Raw genomic sequence first — 22,285 nt, forward strand, 5'->3', positions numbered from 1 at the left:
GATTGCCGCACATCGCGACCGGGCGCCGCCGTACCGTAGTGGCGGGCGGCACAGATCGTTTGCGGACAGCCGTGGGGAGAGAGGGCCTGGGCCATGGACCGTGGCAGCGAGCGGGACACACCTCCCGGGCGCGGCATCGGCGAAACCGCCGCGGGCCGGATTCCGCTGGCCGTGGTCGTCGTCGACCGCGCCGGTCTGGTGTCCCACTGGAGCAGCGGCGCGCGCCGGCTGTTCGGCGTGGACAGGGAGGACGCCGTCGGTCATCCCGCGGCGGACCTGCTGCCGGTCTCCGGTGCGCTTCCCGAGGACCCGCACGAGCCGCGGGACCGGACCGCAGCCGACGCCCACTTCGGGTACGACGGACCGGGCCCCGACCTGGAGTCCTCGCTCGGCGGACACTCCGGCTACCCGACGGCCGGCCGCGCCCGCCTCCGCCCGCCCCGGCAGGCGTCCGACGCCGAGCGGATCGACGTCCTGTGGTGGGCCTACCCGCTGGTCGGCCCGGACCCCTCCCGGCTGCTCGTGCTCGCCGCCGACGCCACCCGGCTGCGCGACGAACGCGGCTACGACGACGAGACCGCCGAGCGCATCTCGCCCGGCTTCGCCCGCCACACCGAACTCCCCGCCTCCGAGGATCTCGAACGGCGGCTGCCCGACATCCTGCCCAACATGGGGCCGGGCCTCAGCGCCCGCATCGTCGCGCAGGTCCTCGAACTCGGCTATCCCGTCCTGGAGTTCAGTCAGTTCGAGCGGGTCCCCGTCACGCCGTACTGGGGCGTGCCGCGCCGCCCCGGCCGCGTCCGCGCCGAGACCGTCGTCGCACGGGAGCCGGCGGCCGCCGTGCTGCTCCCGGCCGGCGGCGAACTGGACCTGGAGTACGCCGCCGTCCGTGAACGGCTGGAGTTCCTCAACGAGGTCAGCTCCCGCATCGGCTCCTCCCTGGATCTCGGCGAGACCATCCGTGAGGTCACCAGCGCCGCCGTGCCCCGGTTCGCGGACTTCGCCGGCACCCATCTGCGCGCCGCGGTGCTGGCGGGCGAGGGCTTCCCGGACGGCCCGCCGGACGCCCACACCGTGATGTTCCGCGTGTGGGTCGAGCACAACGACGAACCCGGCCGCTGGGACGACACCACGCCGGTCGGCGAGTCCTTCGCCTTTCCCGAGCACACCCCGTTCTACCAGTGCATGGTCACCGGTGAGCCGGTCCTCGTCCCGCGGGTCACCGAGGAGCTGTCCGAGCGCATCTCCGGCGAGTTCGAGAAGCGCGACCTCCGCCCGCTCATCCGCGGCCGCTCCCTGCTGATCGTCCCGCTCAAGGCACGCAACGTCGTCCTGCGGCTTCATGGTGCTGATGCGCCGCCCCGACCGCGCGCAGTTCGACGACATGGACCGCACCACCGGCGCCGAACTCGCCGCCCGCGCGGGCCTCGTGCTCGACAACGCCCGCATGTACACCTACCAGGAGAACGTCGCCGACACCCTCCAGGACAGCATGCTGCCGCAGGTCAGCCCGCGGATGGCCGGCTGCGACATCGCCACCCGGTACCTGCCCGGCACCCGGCTGGGCCGGATCGGCGGCGACTGGTTCGACACCATCAAACTCCCCGGCTCCCGCACCGCCCTGGTGGTCGGTGACGTCATGGGCCACGGCCTGAACTCGGCCGCGATGATGGGCCAGTTGCGCACCGCCGTACAGACCATGGCGACCATGGAGACCCCGCCCGCCCAACTGCTGCGCAGCCTGGACGACCTGGCCCGCCGGCTCGGCGACAACTACCTCGCCACCTGCCTGTACGCGGTCTACGACCCGATCCGCGGCGAACTGACCCTCGCCAACGCCGGCCACATCCCGCCCGTGCTGGTCCGCGCCGAGGACGGCCGCAGCGAACTCCTCGACCTGCCCACCGGCGCCCCGATAGGGGTCGGCGGTGTCCCCTTCGAGGCCATCCGGGTCAAGGTCGCCCCCGGCGACCGGCTGGTGCTGTGCACCGACGGCCTGGTGGAGGTGCGCGGCTCCGACATCGGAGAGGGCCTGGCCGCACTCTGCGAGTCCGCCGCACATCCCGCGGCCTCGATGGACGACGCCTGCGACACCATCATCCGCGCGCTGAACACCCACGGCGGACGCAAGGACGACGTCGCCCTGCTCATGGCCCGCCTCAACGGCATCCCCGACGAACACGTCGCGGAGTGGCAGCTGGACGCCGACCCGCGCGAGGTGGGCCGCGCCCGCCGCCTGGTCCGCGAACGGCTCCTGGACTGGGGCCTGCCGCAGACGGTGGAGACAGCCGAACTGCTGGTCAGCGAGGTCGTCACCAATGCCGTCCGGCACACCCGGGGCGATCGGATCGGCCTGCGGGTCGTCCGGACCGACGCGCTGCTGTTCGAGGTCACCGACGACGAACCCGCCCTGCCCGCCATGATCGCCGCCGGCCCCGACGACGAGTCGGGCCGCGGCCTGCGCGTGGTCAGCCGACTGGCGCGGGAGTGGGGTGCCAGCGCCACCGGACACCGCAAGACCGTCTGGTTCGAACAGATCATCCATATCCGGTGAAGGTGGCCGCGCGACTCTTGCCCCGCCGTAGGTCCCCGCGATATTCCGATCACGGAAGCGACTCGTGGGGAGATCACATGAACGTCTCGGACAAGTACCGCAGCAACTGGGAGAGTTACTGGGGGGAGACTCCCGACGGCCACGGCGAGGCGATCTGGGACGCCGAGCCCTCCCTCAGCGCCGGACCGCACAGCGAACTGCTCCTGCCCTACGCCGACCGGGACCGCACCATCGTCGACCTCGGCTGCGGCAACGGCACCCAGACCCGTTACCTGGCCACCCGGTTCGCCCGCGCCGTCGGCGTCGACCTCTCGCACGCGGCCGTCGAGCACGCCCGCCGGGCCGCGAACGGCGATTCCGTCGAGTTCCAGCAACTCGACCTCACCGACACCGACGCCGTACGCGCCCTGCACGAGCGGCTCGGCGACGCCCATGTCTACATGCGGGCCGTCATCCACCAGAGCGAACCCCACGCGCGCCCCGCGGTGGCCGCCGCCGTAGCCGAGATCATAGGCGACAAGGGCCGGGCCTTCGTGGTGGAACTCACCTCCGGCTCCCGGGACGTCCTGCAGCGCGCCGCGTCCGCACCGGGCGGCCCGGGACCCAAGCTCCAGCGCGTCTTCCACCACGGGCTCACGCCCGCCGACGCCGGCGACGACGAGATCCCGCGCCTGCTCTCCGGGGCCGGCCTCACCGTCCTGGCCGACGGTGAGACGGCCCTGCCGCAGACCGAGTACCTCGCGGACGGCACCCGCATCGAGCTGCCGGCCCGCTGGTTCGTCCTCGCACGCGGCAGTTCGACGGGCCGCTGAAGGCCACTGAAGGTTACTCAAGGCCACTGAAGTCGGCTGCCGGTCGGCTGCCGGAGCCGCCGTCGCCCACATCGGACTCCCTCTCCGCACGCCTCGGACACCCCCCGGTTCGGCCGGAGGGTGTCCGGGGCATGGTCGGATGGGCGGGGCCGTTTCGACAGGCGGAGCGCCGCGCCAGTTCATGGAGCCCATGAGGCGGCAAGGGAACCTTCTCTCCGGTCGGCTCGCTCTACGCGCTGCGCGGTCGGCGGCCCGATGTCTTCTTCGCGGTCGTCTTCTTGGCCGCGGCCTTCTTCGCCGGCTGCTTCTTCGCGGTCGTCTTCTTCGGCCGGGGCAGTTCGTGCACCTCGGCCGGGCCCGCGTCCTCGGTGCGGGACGCCCTGGCCTTCTGCACCGACTCGTTCAGTGCGGCCATCAGGTCGAGCACCGGGGCCGGCTTCTCGGGCTCGGGTGCCTCCGGAAGCGGCTTCCGCTCCCGCTTCGCCTCGATGATCTGCGCGATGGCCTCGGTGTACCGGTCGCGGAACTCCTCTCCTTCGAGCCGGTCGGTGGTCATCGTGTCCATCAGGGCCAGCGCCCCCTCGATCTCCTCGTCCGACACCTCGGTCGGGGCCGGGAGCAGCTCGGTGGGGTCGCGGATCTCGTCGGGCCAGCGCATGGCGTGCAGGACCAGGACGTCATCGCGGACGCGCAGCAGGCCGAGGCGTTCGCGGCCGGACCAGGCGTACTTCGCGACAGCCACCTTCGCCGAGCGGCCGAGTGCCTCGACGAGCAGCCGGTACGGTTTCGCGGCGACCTGGCCGGCGGGCTGGAGGTAGTAGCCCTCGGCGATCCGGATCGGGTCGATGGACTCCAGCGGCACGAACGCGTCGATCTCGATCGCCTTCGCCGTCGGCAGCGGCAGATTGCTGAGGTCCTCGTCCGTGATCGGGATGACCTGCGTGGCGGTCAGCTCATAGCCCTTGCCGATCTCCTCCTGCGCGACCTCACGGTCCTCCAGCTCGCACACCTTGCGGTAGCGGACCCGGCCGCCGTCCTCCAGGTGGTACTGGTGGAAGTGGATCGAATGGTCCTCGGTCGCTCCGACCACATTGATCGGTACCGTGACCAGGCCGAATGAGATGGCACCTGACCAGATCGTTCGGGGCATGGCACACCTTCCGCGCTCACCCCGAGCACCACCAGTGTGGGATCCCGGGCTCGGCCGCACAAACTCACGACCCGCTTCCCGCCGCCGCACGCGGACAGGCCCTAGCGCTGATCAGGGCCGGAGCCGGTGAATGCCCGTCGGCTGTGCACGAGCAACTCCCGCACCGAGGGGTTGTGCGTGTTCTTCCAGATCAGGGCGAGCACCGCCGGTGTCGCGACGTCATCGATGGTGCGGACGGTGAGCCGGTCGCGGTGGCTCCGGGCCATCGACTCGCTGAGGACGGCGACGCCGAGTCCGCGGGCGGCGAGGTCGGCGATGGCGTCCGCGGCGCTGGCCTGCAGGGCGATCGCGGGTTGGAGGCCCTGTGCGGCGCAAGCCCGGTCGAATACCGTGCGGATGCCCGTGCCGGGCGGCATGCACACGATCGGGTAGGCGATCAGATCGCGCAGGGTGACCCGCCTCCGTTCCGCCAAGGGGTGTCCGGCCGGGACCGCCGCGGTGAGCCGCTCGCTGATGATGGTCAGCGCGTCCAGCCCGTCGGGGGTGGCGGTCGCGGCCCCGATGAGCGCCAGGTCGACGGCGCCGGTACGCACCCCCTCGACCAGCCGGTCGGAGTTGTCCTCCAGCAGTGTGATCTCCACACGGGGATGGGCCTGGTGGAACGCGGCGAGGGCGTCGAACAGCGGGGTGAGGGTGCAGCCGATGACCATCCCCACGGTGAGGCGCCCCCGGATCAGGTCGGTCACCTCGCCCACCGCCTGGCCGACCGCTCCCGCTGCGGCGAGTGCGGCGCGGGCGTGTTCGAGCGCGGCCTTCCCCGCCACGGTGAGGGTGACGGTGCGGGCCGACCGGTCGAACAGCTCGGCACCGAGTTCCCGTTCCAGCTGGCGGATCTGTGCGCTGACGCCGGACTGGCTGATGTGCACCCGCTCGGCCGCACGGGTGAAGCTCTGCTCCTCGGCGACTGCCACGAAGTATTCCAGCTGCCTCAGTTCCATAACCATGGATTCTAGTTCGCAGAAGATCCATCTGTTGGACTTCTGGCCCAGGGGCCAGCACGCTGAGAAGCGCCGGAGCCCGACGCGAGGAGGAACCCATGCCGGAGTACGAGAAGGCCATGCGGCCCGAGGACATCACCCGCTTGTTCGTCGAGCGGTCCAACGCCGGTGACGCGGCCGGGGTCGCCGCGCTCTACGAGGAGGACGCCGTGCTGGCCTACCCGCCCGGCGAGCGAACGGTGGGGCGGGAGGCGATCCGCGTGCTGTGGGAGAAGGTGCTGGCGGGCGGTCCCCGCTTCGAGCTGGAACAGCCGCTGCCGACGCTGGTCAGCGGCGACATCGCCCTCACCTCGACCCCGCCGAAGGACGGGGCGGGCGCACGGGCCCAGGTCGTCAGGCGCCAGGCCGACGGAAGCTGGCTGCGCCTGCTCGACCAGCCCGAGTTCGCCCCGCCCACCCGCTGACCCCGTCGCCCGCGGGCGTCCGCGGGGACGCAGGCCGCTGCAGGGATCTAGAGGGGGCATCCACCGGCGTCGGCGGACGCCCCCTCAAGGCGTGGTGACACCAGAGGCCGCCCCGGGCGACCTTTCCGCCTCGTAGGAAGTTCCCCCGTCGGCGCGTAACGTGAGGCACCATGAGGATCTCCGTCACCGCCGCAGGGCTCACCGCATGCTGTCGCGACGTGCTGTCACCAGCCGGACGACAAGCCTCTGACCTGCGGGGGAACGGGCCCGCATGAAGATCCTCATCAGTGCCGACATGGAGGGTGCCACGGGCGTCACCTGGCCCGCCGACGTGCTGCCGGGGACGCCGCAGTGGGAGCGGTGCCGGTCGATGTTCACCTCGGACGTGAACGCCGCCGTCGAGGGCTTCTTCGACGGCGGCGCCGATCAGGTGCTCGTCAACGAGGCCCACTGGACCATGCGCAACCTGCTCCTGGAGCGGCTCGACGAGCGGGTGGAGATGCTCACCGGCCGGCACAAGACGCTGTCCATGGTGGAGGGCGTCCAGCACGGTGACGTCGACGGCATCGCGTTCGTCGGCTACCACGCGGGCGCCGGCATGGAGGGCGTCCTCGCCCACACCTACCTCGCCAACCAGATCACCGGGGTGTGGCTGAACGACGTCCGCGCCAGCGAGGGGCTGCTCAACGCGCATGTCGTCGCCGAGTACGGCGTCCCCGTCGTCCTCGTCACCGGTGACGACGTGGCCTGCGAGGACGCCCTCGGCTACGCCCCCGAGGCGCTGAAGGTCGCCGTCAAGGACCATGTGTCGCGGTACGCGGCGGTGTGCCGGACGCCGGCCCGGACCGCCGCCGACATCCGCGCGGCGGCCAAGGAGGCGGCGCAGCTGGCGGTCCGTCACGAACCGTCGCACGCCGGACCGTTCACCGTCGCCGTCGAGTTCGACGCCGAGCATCTGGCGCAGGCCGCCACCGTCGTCCCCGGCGTGGTCCGGACCGGCGAGCGGAAGGTGGCGTACACGAGCGCCGCCATGTACGAGGGGATCAGGACGTTCAAGGCGGTCACCACGATCGTCTCTGCCGCCGTGGAGGAGCAGTATGGCTGACCAGCTGGCCCTGGACGAGGTGGTGGAGTTCACCTCCGGCCTGATCCGCATCGACACCACCAACCGGGGCGGCGGCGACTGCCGGGAGCGGCCCGCCGCCGAGTACGCGGCCGAGCAGCTGGCCGGGGCGGGTCTGGAACCCCTGCTGCTGGAGCGCACCCGGGGCCGCACCAACGTGGTGGCCCGGGTCGCGGGCACCGACCCGTCCGCCGACGCGCTGCTGGTCCACGGTCACCTCGACGTGGTGCCGGCCGAGGCCGCCGACTGGCGCGTGCACCCGTTCTCCGGAGAGGTCCGGGACGGCGTCGTGTGGGGCCGCGGCGCAGTCGACATGAAGAACATGGACGCGATGATCCTCGCGGTGGTCCGGTCCTGGGCCCGGCAGGGCGTACGGCCCCGCCGCGACCTCGTCGTGGCGTTCACCGCGGACGAGGAGGCCAGCGCCGAGGACGGTTCCGGCTTCCTCGTCGACCGGCACCCCGAACTCTTCGAGGGCTGCACGGAGGGCATCAGCGAGTCCGGCGCCTTCACCTTCCACGACGGCTCCGGCCGCGAGATCTACCCGATCGCGGCGGGGGAGCGGGGCACCGCCTGGCTGAAGCTCAGCGCGCGCGGCCGGGCCGGGCACGGCTCCAGGGTGAACCGGGAGAACGCGGTGACCCGGCTCGCCTCCGCCGTCACCCGCATCGGCGAGCACCGGTGGCCGCTCCGTGCGACCCCGACCGTCCGGGCCGCCCTCGACGCCCTCGCCGCCCTGTACGGCATCGAGCCCGGCTCCGCCGACGTGGACACGCTGCTGGAGAAGCTCGGCCCGGCCGCCCGGCTGGTCGAGGCCACCGTCCGCAACAGCGCCAACCCGACCATGCTGGAAGCCGGTTACAAGGTCAACGTCATCCCCGGTGAGGCGGTCGCCCACGTGGACGGGCGCTTCCTGGCCGGCACCGAGGAGGAGTTCACCGCCACCCTGGACCAGCTGACGGGGCCGGACGTGCGCTGGGAGTTCGCGCACCGCGAGGTGGCCCTCCAGGCACCGGTGGACGCGCCGCTGTTCGCCCGGATGCGGGCGGCGGTGGAGGCGTTCGCACCCGACGGGCACGTGGTGCCGTACTGCATGCCGGGCGGCACGGACGCCAAGCAGTTCTCCCGCCTCGGTATCACCGGCTACGGGTTCTCACCGCTGAAGCTGCCCGCCGACCTCGACTACCAGGCACTGTTCCACGGCGTGGACGAGCGCGTGCCCGTGGCGGGGCTGCACTTCGGGGTCCGTGTCCTGGACCGCTTCCTGCGGACGGCCTAGACAGTGGGGGACGGGATGCGCCGAGCACCGTACGGAACGTGGCCGTCGCCCATCGACGCGGCGCTCGCCGCCGCGCACGACGGACGGCCGGAATGGGTGGGCTTCGTCGGCGACGAGATCTGGTGGACCGAGCCCCGGCCCGCCGAGGGCGGCCGGCGGGCCCTGGTGCGGCGGCGGACCGACGGCGGCGAGGAGTCGGTGCTGCCCGCGCCCTGGAACGTGCGCAGCCGGGTCATCGAGTACGGCGGCCGCCCCTGGACCGGGGTGAGCCACGACGGCCGGCCCCTCGTCGTCTTCGTGAACTTCGCCGACCAGCGGCTCTACCGGTACGAGCCCGGCGGCGAGCCCCGGCCGCTCACCCCGGTGTCCCCGGTGGGCGGCGGCCTGCGCTGGGCGGAGCCCCGGCTGGACCTCGCCCGCGGTGAGGTGTGGTGCGTACTGGAGGAGTTCACCGGGGACGGCCCCGACGACGTACGGCGGGTCCTGGCCGCGGTGCCGCTGGACGGTTCGGCCGCCGAGGAGCGGGATGCCGTCCGTGAACTCACCGAGCCCCGGCACCGGTTCGTCACCGGCGCCCGACTGTCGCCCGACGGCCGGCGGGCCGCCTGGCTGGCCTGGGACCATCCGCGGATGCCGTGGGACGGGACGGAGCTGCTGGTCGCCGAGATCGGCGACGACGGCCGGCCGGCGCGGGCGCGTACGGTCGCCGGGGGACCCGAGGAGTCCGTCGCCCAGGTCGAGTGGGCTGCGGACGGCAGCCTGCTGTACGCGAGCGACCGCAGCGGCTGGTGGAACCTCTACCGCGACGGCACCCCGCTGTGCCCGCGGGACGAGGAGTTCGCCGGCCCCCTCTGGCAGCTCGGGCTGCGCTGGTTCGCGCCCCTGGACAGCGGTCTGCTGGCGGTCGTCCACGGCCGCGGCCCGGCCCTGCTCGGGATACTCGACCCGGAGTCCGGCGAGATCGTCGACGCCGCCGGACCGTGGACCGAGTTCACCGCCTCCCTCGCCGCCCACGGCGCGCGCGTCGTCGCGGTCGGCGCCAGCCCGCGCACCGGGCACGAGGTGGTCGAGCTGGACACCGTCACCGGCCGCGCCCGCGTGGTCGGCGCCCGGCACCGGGACGCCGTGGACCCGGCCCACTACCCGGAGCCGCAGATCCGCACCTTCGCCGGCCCGGACGGCCGTGAGGTGCACGCCCATGTCTATCCGCCGCACCACCCCGCCCGCACCGCGCCCGACGGCGAGCTGCCGCCCTACGTGATCTGGGCGCACGGCGGGCCCACCAGCCGGGTGCCGCTCGTGCTGGACCTGGCGATCGCCTACTTCACCTCGCGGGGCATCGGCGTCGCCGAGGTGAACTACGGCGGCTCCACCGGATACGGCCGGGCCTACCGCGACCGGCTGCGCGAGCAGTGGGGCGTGGTCGACGTCGAGGACTGCGCGGCCGTCGCCCGCGCTCTCGCCGACGAGGGCACCGCCGACCCCGCCCGGCTGGCCGTCCGGGGCGGCAGCGCGGGCGGCTGGACCGCCGCCGCCTCCCTGACCACGACCGACGTCTACGCCTGCGGCACCATCGTCTACCCGGTGCTCGACCTGGCCTCGTGGGGCCCCGGGGACACCCACGACTTCGAGTCCCGGTACCTGGAGTCGCTGATCGGCCCGCTCGCCGAGGTGCCGGCCCGGTACGCCGAACGCTCCCCGACCGCGCATGCCGACCGGCTCACCGTGCCCTTCCTGCTGCTCCAGGGCCTGGACGACGTCATCTGCCCGCCCGCGCAGTGCGAGCGCTTCCTCGCCCGGATCGCGGGGCGGGGCGTGCCGCACGCCTACCTCACCTTCGAGGGCGAGGGGCACGGCTTCCGGCGGGCCGAGACCCTGGTGCGCGCCCTGGAGGCCGAACTCTCCCTGTACGCCCAGGTGTTCGGGCTGGACCCGGCGCCCCGCACACCGAAGGTGGAACTGACCCCGTGAAGGAACTCGTACGGCCACGCCGGCTGGCCCCCGGCGCCCGGGTGGCCGTCGTCGCCACCAGCGGGCCGGTGCCCGAGGAACGGCTGCAGGCGGGCCTCGACGTACTGCGCGGCTGGGACCTCGACCCGGTGGCCGGAGCCCATGTCCTGGACCGCCACACCGAGTTCGGCTACCTGGCCGGCACGGACGCGGACCGCGCCGCCGACTTCCAGCGCGCCTGGTGCGACCCGGCCGTGGACGCGGTGCTGTGCGCACGCGGCGGGTACGGCGTGCAGCGCATGATCGACCTGCTCGACTGGGACGCCCTGAGGGCGGCCGGACCCAGGCTCTTCGTCGGGTTCAGCGACCTCACCGTCCTGCACGAGGCCATCGCCACCCGCCTGGGGCTGGCCACGCTGTACGGGCCGATGGCGGCCGGCATCGACTTCGTCAAGAACGCGCGGGCCCAGGAGCACCTGCGGGCCACGCTCTTCGCCCCGGAGACGGTCCGCACCATCGCCACCGGCGGCCGGGCCCTGGTGCCCGGCCGGGCCCGGGGCGTCACCCTCGGCGGCTGTCTGTGCCTGCTCGCCGCGGAACGCGGCACCCCGCACGCCCGGTCCTCGGCACGCGGCGGACTGCTCTGTCTGGAGGACGTGGGCGAGGACACCTACCGGCTGGACCGGTACCTCACCCAACTGCGGCGGTCCGGCTGGCTGGACGGGGTGCGCGGGCTGCTCCTCGGCTCGTGGGAGGGCTGCGCGGACTACGGCGAGCTGCGGCCCATGCTGGCCGACCGGCTCGGCGGACTCGGCGTGCCGGTCGCGGAGGAGGTCGGATTCGGGCACTGCGAGGGGGCGTTGACGATCCCGTTCGGGGTGGCGGCCGAACTCGACGCGGACGCGGGCACCGTGACGCTGGACGAGCCGGCCCTGAGCTGACCCGCGGCCCTCGGGGGGAACGTGAGGCGTGCGGCGCCGGTCGCCGTGACGGCGTAGGCTGGACAGATGCCGCACCCTCCGTCCCGGTACCTCGCCGCCGGCCCCCGCGTGGCCATCCGGCCCTTCCGGCTCGAGGACGGCCCCGAGTTCACCGCGCGGGCCGGGCAGAGCAAGGACCTGCACCGGCCGTGGCTGTTCCCGCCGGACACCGACAAGGCCTACGCCGACTACGCCGGCCGGCTGCTCGAGGACCCGGCCCGCGCCGGTTTCCTGGTGTGCGAGAAGGACAGCGGGGACATCGCCGGCTTCATCAACATCAACAACATCGTGCGGGGCGGCTTCCAGAGCGGCGCCCTCGGCTACGGCGTCTTCGCGCACGCGGCCCAGCGGGGCCTGATGCGCGAGGGCATGGAACTGGTCATCGCCTACGCGTTCGGGCCGCTCGGCCTGCACCGGCTGGAGATCAACGCACAGCCGGGGAACACCGCTTCCATCGCCCTCGCCCGCAGCGCCGGGTTCCGGCTGGAGGGCCTCTCCCCGAAGATGATCTACGTGGACGGCGCCTGGCGCGACCACGAACGCTGGGCGCTCACCGTGGAGATGCGGTCCGGCCGCTGATCCCGTCACGCGCCTTTGCGCAATCCTGACCGGCAGCTCCCCTGGCCGAGTGCCGCGTCGCCGGGTTCCATGGTCATCGTGACGAGGATCCGACGTGAGGTGCTGTCCCTGCCCGCCGCGGAGTTGGGGCCCGACAACCCGCTGCCCGCACTGCGCCCGCGCGACGACGTCCACCGCGTCGACGACCGGGACCGGGCGGGCATGCCCGACGACATGGCCCGGCAGCTCGGCCACGCGCCGCTGCACAGCCTGCTGCCGGTGCCGGTCCGGGACGGGTACGGCAGAAGCCGGCGACCTCGCGGCCTCGACGCGCTGGTGATCGAGAACGACCGGCTGCGCGTCACCGTCCTGCCCGGACTCGGCGGCCGGATCGCCTCCCTGGTCCACCTGCCCACGGGGCGCGAACTCCTCTACCGCAACCCGGTGTTCCAGCCCGCCGACTTCGCCCTCAACGGCGCCTGGTTCTCCGGGGGCATCGAATGGAACATCGGCGCCACCGGCCACACCACCCTCTCCTGCGCCCCCCTGCACGCAGCGCGCGTCCCCGCCCCGGACGGTGGCGAGATGCTGCGGCTGTGGGAGTGGGAGAGACTGCGCGACCTGCCCTTCCAGGTCGACCTGTGGCTGCCGCAGGGCTCCGACTTCCTCTACGCCGGCGTACGGATCCGCAATCCGCACGACCGGCCCGTGCCCGCCTACTGGTGGTCCAACACCGCCGTGCCCGAGGACCGCCGCGTCCTGGCGCCCGCCGAGGAAGCCTGGTACTTCGGCTACGACAGCAGGCTGCGCCGGGTACCCGTCCCCTCGTACGACGGCATCGACCGCACTCACCCCCGCAACAGCCCATACGCCGCCGACTGGTTCTACGAGGTCCCCGACGGCCGCCGCCGCTGGATCGCCGCTGTCGACGCCGACGGGCACGGGCTGGTGCAGACCTCCACCGACGGACTGCGCGGCCGCAAGCTCTTCGTCTGGGGCAGCGGCCCCGGCGGCCGGCGCTGGCAGGAGTGGCTGACCGCCCCCGGCACCGGCGGCTACTGCGAGATCCAGGCCGGGCTCGCCCGCACCCAGCTCGAACACGTCCCGCTGGCGGCACAGGGCGACGTGTCCTGGCTGGAGGCGTACGGGCCGCTCGACACCCCGTCCGTGGGGGAGTGGGCGGACGTCGTCGGGGCGGCGGAGCGGCGGCTCGCGGCCGTCCTGCCACGCGCCCGCGTCGACGAGGCGTACGCGGCCTGGCGGCCGTACGCCGACACCGAACCCGGGACGACGCTCGCCACCGGCTCCGGCTGGGGCGCGCTCGAAGTGCTCCGCGCCGGCCTCGACCTGCCCGGTACGCCGTTCCCCGAGTCCACCCTCGGTGACGCCCAGGAGCCGTGGCGGCAGCTGCTGCGCACCGGAGCGCTGCCCGAGCCGGACCCGGGCCGGCCGCCCGGACCGACGCTGGTCGCGCCACCCTGGCGGGACCTGCTGGAAACCGCCCCCGCCACCGCGCACACCGAGTACCACCTGGGTATCGCCCAGTGGCACGCCGGCGACCGCGCCCAGGCCGTCCGCAGCTGGGAACGCGCACTGCGCCGTGCTCCCGTGCCCTGGCCGGCGCTGCGCTGTCTGGCCGTCGCCGACCAGGAGGCCGGCCACCACGAGCGGGCCGCCGACCGGTACGCGGACGCCTTCGGCGCCCTGTGCCGGGAGGGGCACGACGACGGCGGGGCCTGGACGCCGGCCCTGGCCGCGCTCGGCCGGGAGGCCCTCGAAGCGCTGCTCCGGGTGCGGCGGGCCGCGGACGCGCGCTCGGTGTGGCAACGGCTGCCCGCCGCCGTCCGCCGCCGGGGCCGGTTCCGGCTGCTGCTCGCCGAACTGCTGCTCGCGGAGGGCCGGCGCACCGAGGCGCGGGCGGTCTTCGACGCCGGGTTCGAGGTCGCCGACCTGCGGGAGGGCTCCGACGACATCGGCCGGGCCTGGGCCCGCCTCACCGACGAGCCGCTGCCCGGCCGCTACGACTTCCGGATGCGGCCGGACACCGGCTGACCGGCTCAGGCGCCGCGCTGGTCCACGTACTCGAACACCGAGCCGTCCGGGTGGACCGCCAGCAGGTTGCGGCCCGCCGGCGACGGCACCGGGCCCGCGACGACCCGGGCGCCCAGCTCGGTCAGCAGCCGGTGGGCCTCGTCCACGTCCTTGACGGCGATCGTCGCCGCCACCTTGCGCAGGATCTCCAGCTCCGACTCCGGGCCGCTCATCAGGAGGAAGGAGCCGACCGCGGCGACCTCCACGTCACCACGTGCGAAGCGCAGCGCCCGGCCGCCCGTCAGGCGCTCGTAGAAGGGGATCGCGGTGTCGAGGTCGTCGACGCAGATGCGCAGCGAGGCGCCCAGAATCTCCATGCCCGCGAGCCTAGTTGGGGCCGCCCGGAGCGCGCAGGCCCCCGCGTTACCCGCTGTGGCGGGCGGGTACCCGCACGGTATGGACCGTTTTGATCACCTGGAGCACCTGGACAAGCACCTGGTCGAAGAGCTGGCACAGGTGGCACGTGAGACGGTACGCGACGAACTGCGCGAGCAGTCCCGCAAGCAGCGCCGCACCGCCATGCTCTACGCCGCGTCCGGCGCCGTCGCCCTGTACGCCGGCGGCGCGGTGGCCCTCGCCGTCGGTCTGGCCCTGGCGATCGGCCTGCCGGGCTGGGCCGCGGCGCTGATCACCGCGGCCGCCCTCGGGGTGGTGGCCTACCTGCTGCGCGGCGCGGCCCACTCCGGGCACCGCCGGCACGGGCCGCACCGGGTGATCGGCGGCACCGCCCCGACCGCCCCGCCGAGCGGCCTCGGCGCGCCCTACCCGCCGATGCCCGTGACACCGCCCCCGCCCCCCGTCGACCCGGACAGCCCGCACCACAGGGCCTGACCGCACCCGACGGCGGACAGCGACGGCCCGGGTGTCCTCGCCGCGCCCCGCGCGCGGAGAGGACACCCGGGCCGTCCTCGCTCAGCGCTCAGCCGCCGAGCTGCGGCAGCACCTTCGTCCGGTAGAAGTCGAAGAATCCCCGCTGGTCCGGACCGATCTGGTTCACGTACACCCGGTCGAACCCGGCGTCGGCGAAGGCACGCAGCGCACGGACATGCTGGTCGGCGTCGTCCCCGCACACGATCTCGTCCCGCACCATGTCCTCGGTGACCAGCTCGTGCAGCTGCTCGAAGTGGCGTGGCGAGGGCAGCACCTGGCCCATCTCGCCGGGCAGCAGCTCGTTGTACCAGAGCCTGTGCACCGTACGGACGCACTCCTCGCGGTCCGTCCCGTAACAGACCTTCGTACCGCCGCTGACCAGCTTGGCCCCGCCGCCGCCCTTGCGGAACCGGGTGACCATCTCCTCCTCCGGCATCATCGTGATGTAGCCGTCGCCCACCCGGGCGGCCAGCGAGGTCGCCTTCGGGCCGAAGCCGGAGATGTCGATCGGGACGGGCTCCTCGGGGACGGTGTAGAGGCGGGCGTTCTCCACGGTGTAGTGGGTGCCCTGATGGTTGACCTCCTCGCCGGTGAACAGCCGGCGCATCACCTGGATCGCCTCCTCCAGCATCTCCAGACGCACGTGCGCCGGCGGCCAGCGGTCGCCGAGGATGTGCTCGTTCAGCGCCTCGCCGGTGCCGACGCCGAGCCGGAAGCGGCCCTCCGTCATCACCGCGCTGGTCGCCGCGGCCTGCGCCACGACCGCCGGGTGCATCCGCACGGTCGGGCAGGTCACGGCCGTCTCGATGGGCAGCGAGACGGCCTGCGACAGCGCGCCGATCACCGACCACACGAACGCGCTCTGGCCCTGCGCGTCGTTCCACGGGTGGTAGTGGTCGGAGATCCACAGCGCCTGGAAGCCGGCCTGCTCGGCCATCCGGGCCTGTTCGACGAGGGCCGCGGGATCGTGCTCCTCGGCTGCCAGGAAATAGCCGTACTCGGGCATGGGTGAACCTCCGCGCGGGCGAAACCGGTCGTGGTCGTGCTCCGGACCCGGGCCGGGTAACCGGCCGCGACCGGGCGAAACGCCGCCCGGGGGGCGCCGGCCGAGGACGCCGGGCGGGGCCGCCGCGCCGGGCGCCCGGAACGGCGTACGGGTGACCGCCCCGGCGTTTGGGTGCCCCTGCCCCGGTTACGCGGAAGACCTCGGACGAGCCACACAGCCGGAGGCGCACCGTGAGCCGACCCCGCGTCGTGATCGTCGGCGCCGGTTTCGCCGGGTACCGGGCTGCCCGCACCCTGGCCCGGCTCACCCGCGACCGCGCCGACGTCACGCTGCTCAACCCGACCGACTACTTCCTGTACCTTCCGCTGCTGCCCCAGGTCGCCGCCGGGGTCCTGGAGCCCCGCCGGGTCACCGTGTCGGTGCCCGGCACGGTGCGCGGGGTCCGGCTGGTGCTCGGCCAGGCGGACCGGGTCGACCTGGACGGACGGACCGTCCACTACAGCGACCCCGAGGGCGGCGTCGGCAGCCTCGGCTACGAGCGGCTGGTGCTCGCCGTCGGCAGTGTCAACAAGCTGCTGCCGATCCCCGGCGTCGCCGAGCACGCGCACGGCTTCCGCGGGCTGCCCGAGGCGCTGTACCTGCGTGACCACGTGACCCGGCAGGTGGAACTCGCCGCCGCCGACGAGGGCCCGGCAAGCCGCGCCGCCCGGTGCACCTTCGTGGTGGTGGGCGCCGGTTACACCGGCACCGAGGTGGCCGCACAACTGCAGATCCTCACCGACCGGCTGGCCCGGAGGACTCCGCCGCCCGCCGTTCCGCGCCCCCGCTGGCTCCTGCTGGACGTGGCCGAGCGGGTCCTGCCGGAGCTGGACGAGCGGCTGTCCCGCACGGCCGACCGGGTGCTGCGCGCCCGTGGCGTGGAGGTGCGGACGGGCACGTCCGTGAAGGAGGCCACCGGGGACGGGGTACTGCTCACCGACGGGGAGTTCGTCGCGTCCCGGACCCTGGTGTGGTGTGTGGGCGTACGGCCCGATCCGCTGGTGGAGTACGTCGGGCAGCCGTTGGCACGCGGGCGGCTGGTCGTCGACCCCTACCTGCGACTGCCGGGCCGGCCGGAGGTGTTCGCCTGCGGGGACGCGGCCGCCGTACCCGACCTCGGGCGCCCGGGGCAGTTCACGCCCATGACGGCCCAGCACGCCTGGAGGCAGGGCAAGGTGGCCGCGGAGAACGTGGCCGCCTCGCTCGGCCTCGGCCGGCGCCGGCGTCCGTACCGCCACCGCGACCTCGGCTTCGCCGTCGACCTGGGCGGTGTCCGGGCCGCCGCCAACCCGTTCGGCGTGCCGCTGTCCGGCCCGGCGGCGGGCGCGGTCACCCGCGGCTACCACCTGGCCGCGCTGCCCGGCAACCGGGTGCGGGTCACCGCCGACTGGCTGCTGGACGCCGTGCTCCCGCGCCAGGGCGTCCAGCTCGGCCTCGTCCGGGCCTGGTCGGTCCCGCTGGACACGGCGTCACCGGAACTGGCGCGGGTACCGGGCGGCCCCGAGCAGCCGTACGCACACGCAGGAGAAGAACCCATGACGCACGAGACGCACCCCGAGAACCAGCCGGGCGGTGAGCCCGCGAGGAACCAGCCGGGCGGTGAACCCGCGAAGAACCAGCCGGGCGGTGAGCCCGCGAGGAACCAGCCGGGCGGTGAGCCCGCGAGGAACCAGCCGGGCGGTGAACCCGGCAAGAGGCAGCCCGGCGGTGAATCCGCGAAGCGCGGACCGGACCATCCGGCCCCCGGCCCCGTCAAGCGCACCGATTCCCCCGACCCCGCGGACGCACCCGAATGAGCGCGAACGAGCGCCAGGAGATCTAGGAGACTCATGAACACCGAAGAACTCGCCGAACTGGGACAGCAGTTGCGCGTGGACAGCGTCCGGGCGTCCGCCGCCGCGGGATCCGGGCACCCGACGTCCTCGATGTCCGCCGCCGATCTGCTGGCCGTCCTGCTCGCGAACCATCTGCGGTACGACTTCGAGCGCCCCGACCACCCCGCCAACGACCGTTTCGTGCTGTCCAAGGGACACGCCTCCCCCCTGCTGTACGCCGCCTACAAGGCGGCCGGCGCGATCGAGGACGGCGAGCTGGTCACCTTCCGCAAGCTCGGCAGCCGGCTGGAGGGCCATCCGACGCCCCGGCGGCTGCCCTGGGTGGAGACGGCCACCGGCTCGCTCGGCCAGGGCCTGCCGGTCGGTGTCGGCATCGCCCTCGCGGGCAAGCGGCTGGACCGCACCGGCTACCGGGTGTGGGTGCTGTGCGGCGACAGCGAGCTGGCCGAGGGCTCGGTGTGGGAGGCCGCCGAACACGCCGGATACGAGAACCTCGACAACCTGACCGCCATCGTGGACGTCAACCGGCTCGGCCAGCGCGGCCCCACGCGGCACGGCCACGACCTGGACGCCTACGCCCGCCGCTTCCAGGCCTTCGGCTGGCACACCATCGAGATCGACGGCCACGACGTCGACAAGATCGACCGCGCCTACGGGGAGGCGCTGTCCACCACCGGGCAGCCCACCGTGATCCTCGCCCGCACCCTGAAGGGCAAGGGCGTCGCCTCCGTCGAGGACCGCGAGGGGCTGCACGGCAAGCCGCTGCCCGAGGCCGAGGAGGCCATCGCCGAACTCGGCGGACAGCGCGACCTGCGGGTGCGCGTCGCCGAGCCGCAGGCCGCCGCCGCGCTGCGTTCGCTCACCACCGAGCCCGTCCAGCTCCCGCGCTACGACCAGGGCGAGGAGGCCGCGACCAGGGACGCCTTCGGCAAGGCGCTCGCCGCACTCGGTACCGCCCGCGGCGACGTCGTCGCCCTGGACGGCGAGGTCGGCGACTCCACCCGCACCGAGGAGTTCGCCAAGGCCCACCCCGACCGGTTCTTCGAGTGCTACATCGCCGAGCAGCAGCTCGTCGCCACCTCCGTCGGCATGGCAGCGCGCGGCTGGATGCCGTACGCCTCCACCTTCGCCGCGTTCTTCACCCGCGCCCACGACTTCGTGCGCATGGCCTCCGTCAGCGGTTCCGGGATCAACCTGGTCGGCTCGCACGCCGGCGTCGCGATCGGGCAGGACGGCCCCTCGCAGATGGGCCTGGAGGACCTGGCGATGTTCCGTTCCGTGTACGGCTCGACGGTGCTGTACCCGTGCGACGCCAACCAGACCGCCCGGCTGGTGGCGGCCATGGCCGGCCTGGACGGCATCCGCTATCTGCGCACCTCCCGCGGCAAGACACCGGTGATCTACGGCCCCGACGAGGAGTTCCCGGTCGGCGGCAGCAAGACGCTGCGCGCCGGGGAAAACGACCGGCTGACCGTCGTGGCGGCCGGGGTGACCGTGCCGGAGGCGCTCGCCGCCGCCGACCGGCTCGCCGAGGACGGCATCCAGGTGCGGGTGATCGACCTGTACTCGGTCAAGCCCGTCGACGCCGAGACGCTGCGCCAGGCCGCCGAGGAGACCGGCTGCCTGCTCACGGTGGAGGACCACCACCCGGAGGGCGGCCTCGGGGACGCCGTGGCGGAGGCGTTCGGCGACGGCCGGCCGGTGCCGCGCCTGGTCCGGCTCGCGGTGCGCACCATGCCGGGTTCGGCCGCTCCCGACGAGCAGCTGCACGCGGCCGGCATCGACGCCGCGGGCATCGCGGCGGCGGCCCGCCTGCTCGTCGAGGAGGCGGTCGTGCGATGAGCCACGGCGGCGTCCGGGCCGTACGGGCGGGCCGTCGCACGGTGGAGATCCAGCGGCCGGAGAAGGTGCTCTTCCCCGGCCGCGGGGGTGCGAAGGAGTACACCAAGGGCGACCTCGCCGACTACTACCGGTCCGTCGCGCCGTACCTGCTGCCGCACCTGCGGGGCCGTCCGCTGATGCTGGAGCGGTACCCGGACGGCCTGGACGGCCGGCGGTTCATGCAGAAGAACATCCCCGGCCACTACCCGGAGTGGATCGCCCGGACCGAGGTCGCCAAGGAGGGCGGCACCGTCACGCACGTCGTCTGCGACGACACCGCCACCCTGCTCCACCTCGCCGACCAGGCCTGTCTCACCCTGCACCGCTGGCTCTCGCGCACCGACCGGGCCGGCGGCCTGCACCACCCCGACCGGCTGGTCCTCGACCTCGACCCTCCCTCCGGGCCCGAACGGCCCGGAGGGGCCCCGGGCGACGACTTCACGGCCGCCCGGGAGGCCGCCGGCCGGCTGCGCGAGCTGCTCGACGAACTCGGGCTGCCCGCCGTCCCGATGACCACGGGCTCACGCGGACTGCACCTCGTCGTCGCGCTCGACGGCCGCCACGACTTCGACGAGGTGCGCGCGTTCGCCCACGACGTGGCCGAGTTCGCCGCGGCACGCCACCCGGACCGGCTCACCACGGCCGCCCGCAAACGGGACCGCGGCGACCGCCTGTACCTCGATGTGCAGCGCAACGCCTACGCCCAGACCGCCGTCGCCCCTTACAGCGTCCGTGCCCGCCCGGGCGCGCCCGTGGCGGTGCCCCTAACCTGGGAGCAGGTGGACGATCCGGGCGTCGACGCCCGTCGCTGGACCCTCGCCGACGCCGTGGACCAGGCGCGCACCGACCCCTGGGCCGGTGCGCTGGGCCGTGGCCGCTCCCTCAGGCGCCCGCAAAGCCGCCTCGCGGCGCTGCGTGGTTGACGCACCTACCCCTCCGACCAGGTACGACGGCGCTTCCGGCACACGCGGTCCGCTCCCGAGGTTTGGCCAAGGATGTGGCGGCCACACGCAGGGGAGAGGTGGCCATGTCGAACACAAACAACACATCGCAGTCACAGGGTTCACGGGAATCACGTGAATCACAGGATTCCCAGGAGCCACAAGAGAAGCACAGCAACCAAGAGACACACAGCAAGAGGGAAAGGCACGCGGCGGAGGACCACCGTCCGGCCCCCATGGAGGTGCTGCGCCAGGCGCGCGCCCAGCTCGCCGAACTCACCGGCCTCTCACCGGAGTCGGTGTCCTCGTTCGAGCAGACGGAGGACGGATGGGCGCTGGAGGTGGAGGTCCTCGAAATGGCGAGGGTGCCCGACACCATGAGCCTGATGGCGAGCTACCAGGTCGAACTGGACCAGCAGGGCCAGCTGAGCGGTTACCGCCGTGTCCGCCGCTACGAACGCGGCAGGGCGGATCCGCGCGGTGGCCGCTGAGTCACCGTCCGCGACCCCGACCGCAGACAGCGCACCGACTACGCACGAGGAGGAATCACCGGCATGACTGTTGTTCCGGCACAGCAGACCGGAGGCGGAGGCGGCAGCAGCGGCCTCTACGACGTACTTGAGCTGGTCCTGGACCGAGGGCTCGTGATCGACGCGTTCGTCCGCGTCTCCCTGGTCGGCATCGAGATCCTGAAGATCGACGTCCGTGTCGTCGTGGCCAGCGTCGACACCTACCTGCGCTTCGCCGAGGCGTGCAACCGCCTCGACCTGGAGTCCGGCCCGCACAAGGACCCCGGCCTGCCCGAGATCGTCGGCGAGGTCACCGAGTCCGGCGCCCGCGGCAAGTCCAAGGGCGCGCTGTCCGGCGCCGCGCAGACCATATCCGACGCCTTCAACCAGGCCCGTGAGGACGGGGAGACCGAGTCCCGGCCGCGCGCCCGCAAGGCTCCGGCGCGCCGGAAGGAGGAGCAGGAGTGAGCACGTACGTCTACGGGATCACGGCCCGGTCACATCCCGCGCTGCCCGAGGGCATGACCGGCGTGGGCGAGCCCGCCCGCGAGGTGCGCCTCCTCACGGCCGGTGAGCTGACCGCCGTGGTCAGTGACGCCCCGGAGGACCTGCGGCCCAAGCGCAGGGACCTGCTCGCCCACCAGAACGTGCTCGCCGAGGCCGGCGCCGGCGGCTGTGTGCTGCCCATGAGCTTCGGCAGCGTCGCCCACGACGACGACGCCGTCACCCAGGTGCTCACCGAGCGGGCGGAGCACTACGCGGAGCGGCTGCGCGAGCTGGACGGCAAGGTGGAGTACAACGTCAAGGCCACCCACGTCGAAGAGGCCGTCCTGCACCTGGTGATGGCCGAGAACGCGGACGTGCGGGCCCTCGCCGAGGCCAACCGCCGCTCGGGCGGAGGCAGCTACGACGACAAGATCCGCCTCGGCGAGATGGTCGCCGCCGCCGTCAAGGCCAAGGAGACCGAGGACGCCGGCGAGGTGGAGAACCTGCTGGCACCGGCCGCCGCGGCGGTCAGCGTGGGCCCCGAGTCCACCGGCTGGCTGGTGAACGTGTCGCTCCTGGTCCCGCGGGACTCGGCCGACAGCTTCCTGGCCGTCGTCGAGCAGGTGCGCAAGAGCCACCCCCACCTCGAACTGCGGGTCAACGGCCCGCTGCCGCCGTACAGCTTCGTCGAGCCCGGCCCGGCGCAGCCCGCGGGCCGTACGGCCGGCGCGGACGCCGGCGCGCAGTAGCGCAGCCGGG

General features: G+C 73.5%; 19 protein-coding genes and 1 pseudogene. 16 read left to right on the plus strand and 4 right to left on the minus strand.

What is annotated here, in order from left to right; translation table 11 throughout:
* Positions 1-93 precede the first annotated feature (93 nt).
* Positions 94-2,554: pseudogene (locus tag AB0B40_RS21525) on the plus strand (SpoIIE family protein phosphatase).
* 77 nt (positions 2,555-2,631) lie between these two features.
* The gene (locus AB0B40_RS21530) at positions 2,632-3,366 is read left to right on the plus strand and encodes a class I SAM-dependent methyltransferase (RefSeq protein ID WP_362265000.1); all 735 of its coding nucleotides are present in this window, start codon (positions 2,632-2,634) and stop codon (positions 3,364-3,366) included.
* Between the two features lie 229 nt (positions 3,367-3,595).
* Here AB0B40_RS21530 and AB0B40_RS21535 read toward each other — a convergent pair whose 3' ends face one another.
* Both AB0B40_RS21535 and AB0B40_RS21540 read right to left on the minus strand, forming a co-directional pair.
* A complete protein-coding gene (locus AB0B40_RS21535) occupies positions 3,596-4,516 on the minus strand; it encodes a Ku protein (protein ID WP_362265002.1) in 921 nt (306 codons plus the stop codon).
* Positions 4,517-4,617: 101 nt separating this feature from the next.
* A complete protein-coding gene (locus tag AB0B40_RS21540) occupies positions 4,618-5,514 on the minus strand; it encodes a LysR substrate-binding domain-containing protein (protein ID WP_362265004.1) in 897 nt (298 codons plus the stop codon).
* Positions 5,515-5,612: 98 nt separating this feature from the next.
* Between AB0B40_RS21540 and AB0B40_RS21545 the strand changes: the two genes are divergently transcribed.
* The 7 genes from AB0B40_RS21545 (at position 5,613) to AB0B40_RS21575 (ending at position 13,920) form a co-directional block, all read left to right on the plus strand.
* Positions 5,613-5,978 (plus strand): nuclear transport factor 2 family protein, encoded by a 366-nt coding sequence (locus AB0B40_RS21545; protein WP_345056812.1) that lies wholly within the window; start codon positions 5,613-5,615, stop codon positions 5,976-5,978.
* A gap of 271 nt (positions 5,979-6,249) precedes the next feature.
* Entirely contained in the window at positions 6,250-7,083 is an 834-nt protein-coding gene (locus AB0B40_RS21550; RefSeq protein WP_345056814.1) for a M55 family metallopeptidase, read from the plus strand.
* Entirely contained in the window at positions 7,076-8,380 is a 1,305-nt protein-coding gene (locus AB0B40_RS21555; RefSeq protein WP_362265007.1) for a M20/M25/M40 family metallo-hydrolase, read from the plus strand. Before AB0B40_RS21550 ends, AB0B40_RS21555 begins: the two co-directional genes overlap by 8 nt.
* Positions 8,381-8,395: 15 nt before the next feature.
* Positions 8,396-10,351, plus strand: coding sequence for a prolyl oligopeptidase family serine peptidase (locus tag AB0B40_RS21560; protein WP_362265009.1), 1,956 nt, complete (start codon positions 8,396-8,398; stop codon positions 10,349-10,351).
* Positions 10,348-11,271 carry an LD-carboxypeptidase gene (locus AB0B40_RS21565; RefSeq protein ID WP_345056820.1) on the plus strand — a complete coding sequence of 308 codons (924 nt, stop codon included), beginning with the start codon at positions 10,348-10,350 and terminating at the stop codon, positions 11,269-11,271. The genes AB0B40_RS21560 and AB0B40_RS21565 overlap by 4 nt, the downstream gene beginning before the upstream one ends.
* Before the next feature lie 66 nt (positions 11,272-11,337).
* A complete protein-coding gene (locus AB0B40_RS21570; protein WP_345056822.1) occupies positions 11,338-11,889 on the plus strand; it encodes a GNAT family protein in 552 nt (183 codons plus the stop codon).
* A 69-nt stretch (positions 11,890-11,958) separates the two neighbouring features.
* A complete protein-coding gene (locus tag AB0B40_RS21575) occupies positions 11,959-13,920 on the plus strand; it encodes a DUF5107 domain-containing protein (protein WP_362265011.1) in 1,962 nt (653 codons plus the stop codon).
* A gap of 5 nt (positions 13,921-13,925) precedes the next feature.
* On the opposite strand, the gene AB0B40_RS21580 is transcribed toward AB0B40_RS21575, so the two are convergent.
* Positions 13,926-14,276, minus strand: coding sequence for a VOC family protein (locus AB0B40_RS21580; RefSeq protein WP_345056826.1), 351 nt, complete (start codon positions 14,274-14,276; stop codon positions 13,926-13,928).
* 79 nt (positions 14,277-14,355) lie between these two features.
* Between AB0B40_RS21580 and AB0B40_RS21585 the strand changes: the two genes are divergently transcribed.
* Positions 14,356-14,790 (plus strand): phage holin family protein, encoded by a 435-nt coding sequence (locus tag AB0B40_RS21585; RefSeq protein WP_345056828.1) that lies wholly within the window; start codon positions 14,356-14,358, stop codon positions 14,788-14,790.
* A gap of 88 nt (positions 14,791-14,878) precedes the next feature.
* Here the strand turns inward: AB0B40_RS21585 and AB0B40_RS21590 are convergent, their stop codons facing one another.
* Complete coding sequence (locus AB0B40_RS21590) at positions 14,879-15,835, minus strand: LLM class F420-dependent oxidoreductase (RefSeq protein WP_345056830.1); 957 nt, start codon at positions 15,833-15,835, stop codon at positions 14,879-14,881.
* 230 nt (positions 15,836-16,065) lie between these two features.
* Between AB0B40_RS21590 and AB0B40_RS21595 the strand changes: the two genes are divergently transcribed.
* The 6 genes from AB0B40_RS21595 (at position 16,066) to AB0B40_RS21620 (ending at position 22,275) form a co-directional block, all read left to right on the plus strand.
* On the plus strand, positions 16,066-17,670 hold the full coding sequence (locus AB0B40_RS21595) for an FAD-dependent oxidoreductase (RefSeq protein ID WP_362265015.1): 1,605 nt from the start codon (positions 16,066-16,068) through the stop codon (positions 17,668-17,670).
* Positions 17,671-17,703: 33 nt separating this feature from the next.
* Positions 17,704-19,551, plus strand: coding sequence for a transketolase (locus AB0B40_RS21600; RefSeq protein WP_345056834.1), 1,848 nt, complete (start codon positions 17,704-17,706; stop codon positions 19,549-19,551).
* Complete coding sequence (gene ligD, locus AB0B40_RS21605; protein WP_345056836.1) at positions 19,548-20,513, plus strand: non-homologous end-joining DNA ligase; 966 nt, start codon at positions 19,548-19,550, stop codon at positions 20,511-20,513. The genes AB0B40_RS21600 and ligD overlap by 4 nt, the downstream gene beginning before the upstream one ends.
* A 104-nt stretch (positions 20,514-20,617) precedes the next feature.
* The gene (locus tag AB0B40_RS21610; RefSeq protein WP_345056838.1) at positions 20,618-21,022 is read left to right on the plus strand and encodes a gas vesicle protein; all 405 of its coding nucleotides are present in this window, start codon (positions 20,618-20,620) and stop codon (positions 21,020-21,022) included.
* 63 nt (positions 21,023-21,085) lie between these two features.
* Positions 21,086-21,508, plus strand: coding sequence for a gas vesicle structural protein GvpA (locus tag AB0B40_RS21615; protein ID WP_345056840.1), 423 nt, complete (start codon positions 21,086-21,088; stop codon positions 21,506-21,508).
* Positions 21,505-22,275, plus strand: coding sequence for a GvpL/GvpF family gas vesicle protein (locus tag AB0B40_RS21620; protein WP_345056842.1), 771 nt, complete (start codon positions 21,505-21,507; stop codon positions 22,273-22,275). The genes AB0B40_RS21615 and AB0B40_RS21620 overlap by 4 nt, the downstream gene beginning before the upstream one ends.
* Positions 22,276-22,285 lie beyond the last annotated feature (10 nt).

Origin of the sequence: Streptomyces sp. NPDC042638, from assembly GCF_040647235.1 — a bacterium.
GTDB classification, from domain to species: domain Bacteria; phylum Actinomycetota; class Actinomycetes; order Streptomycetales; family Streptomycetaceae; genus Streptomyces; species Streptomyces rameus.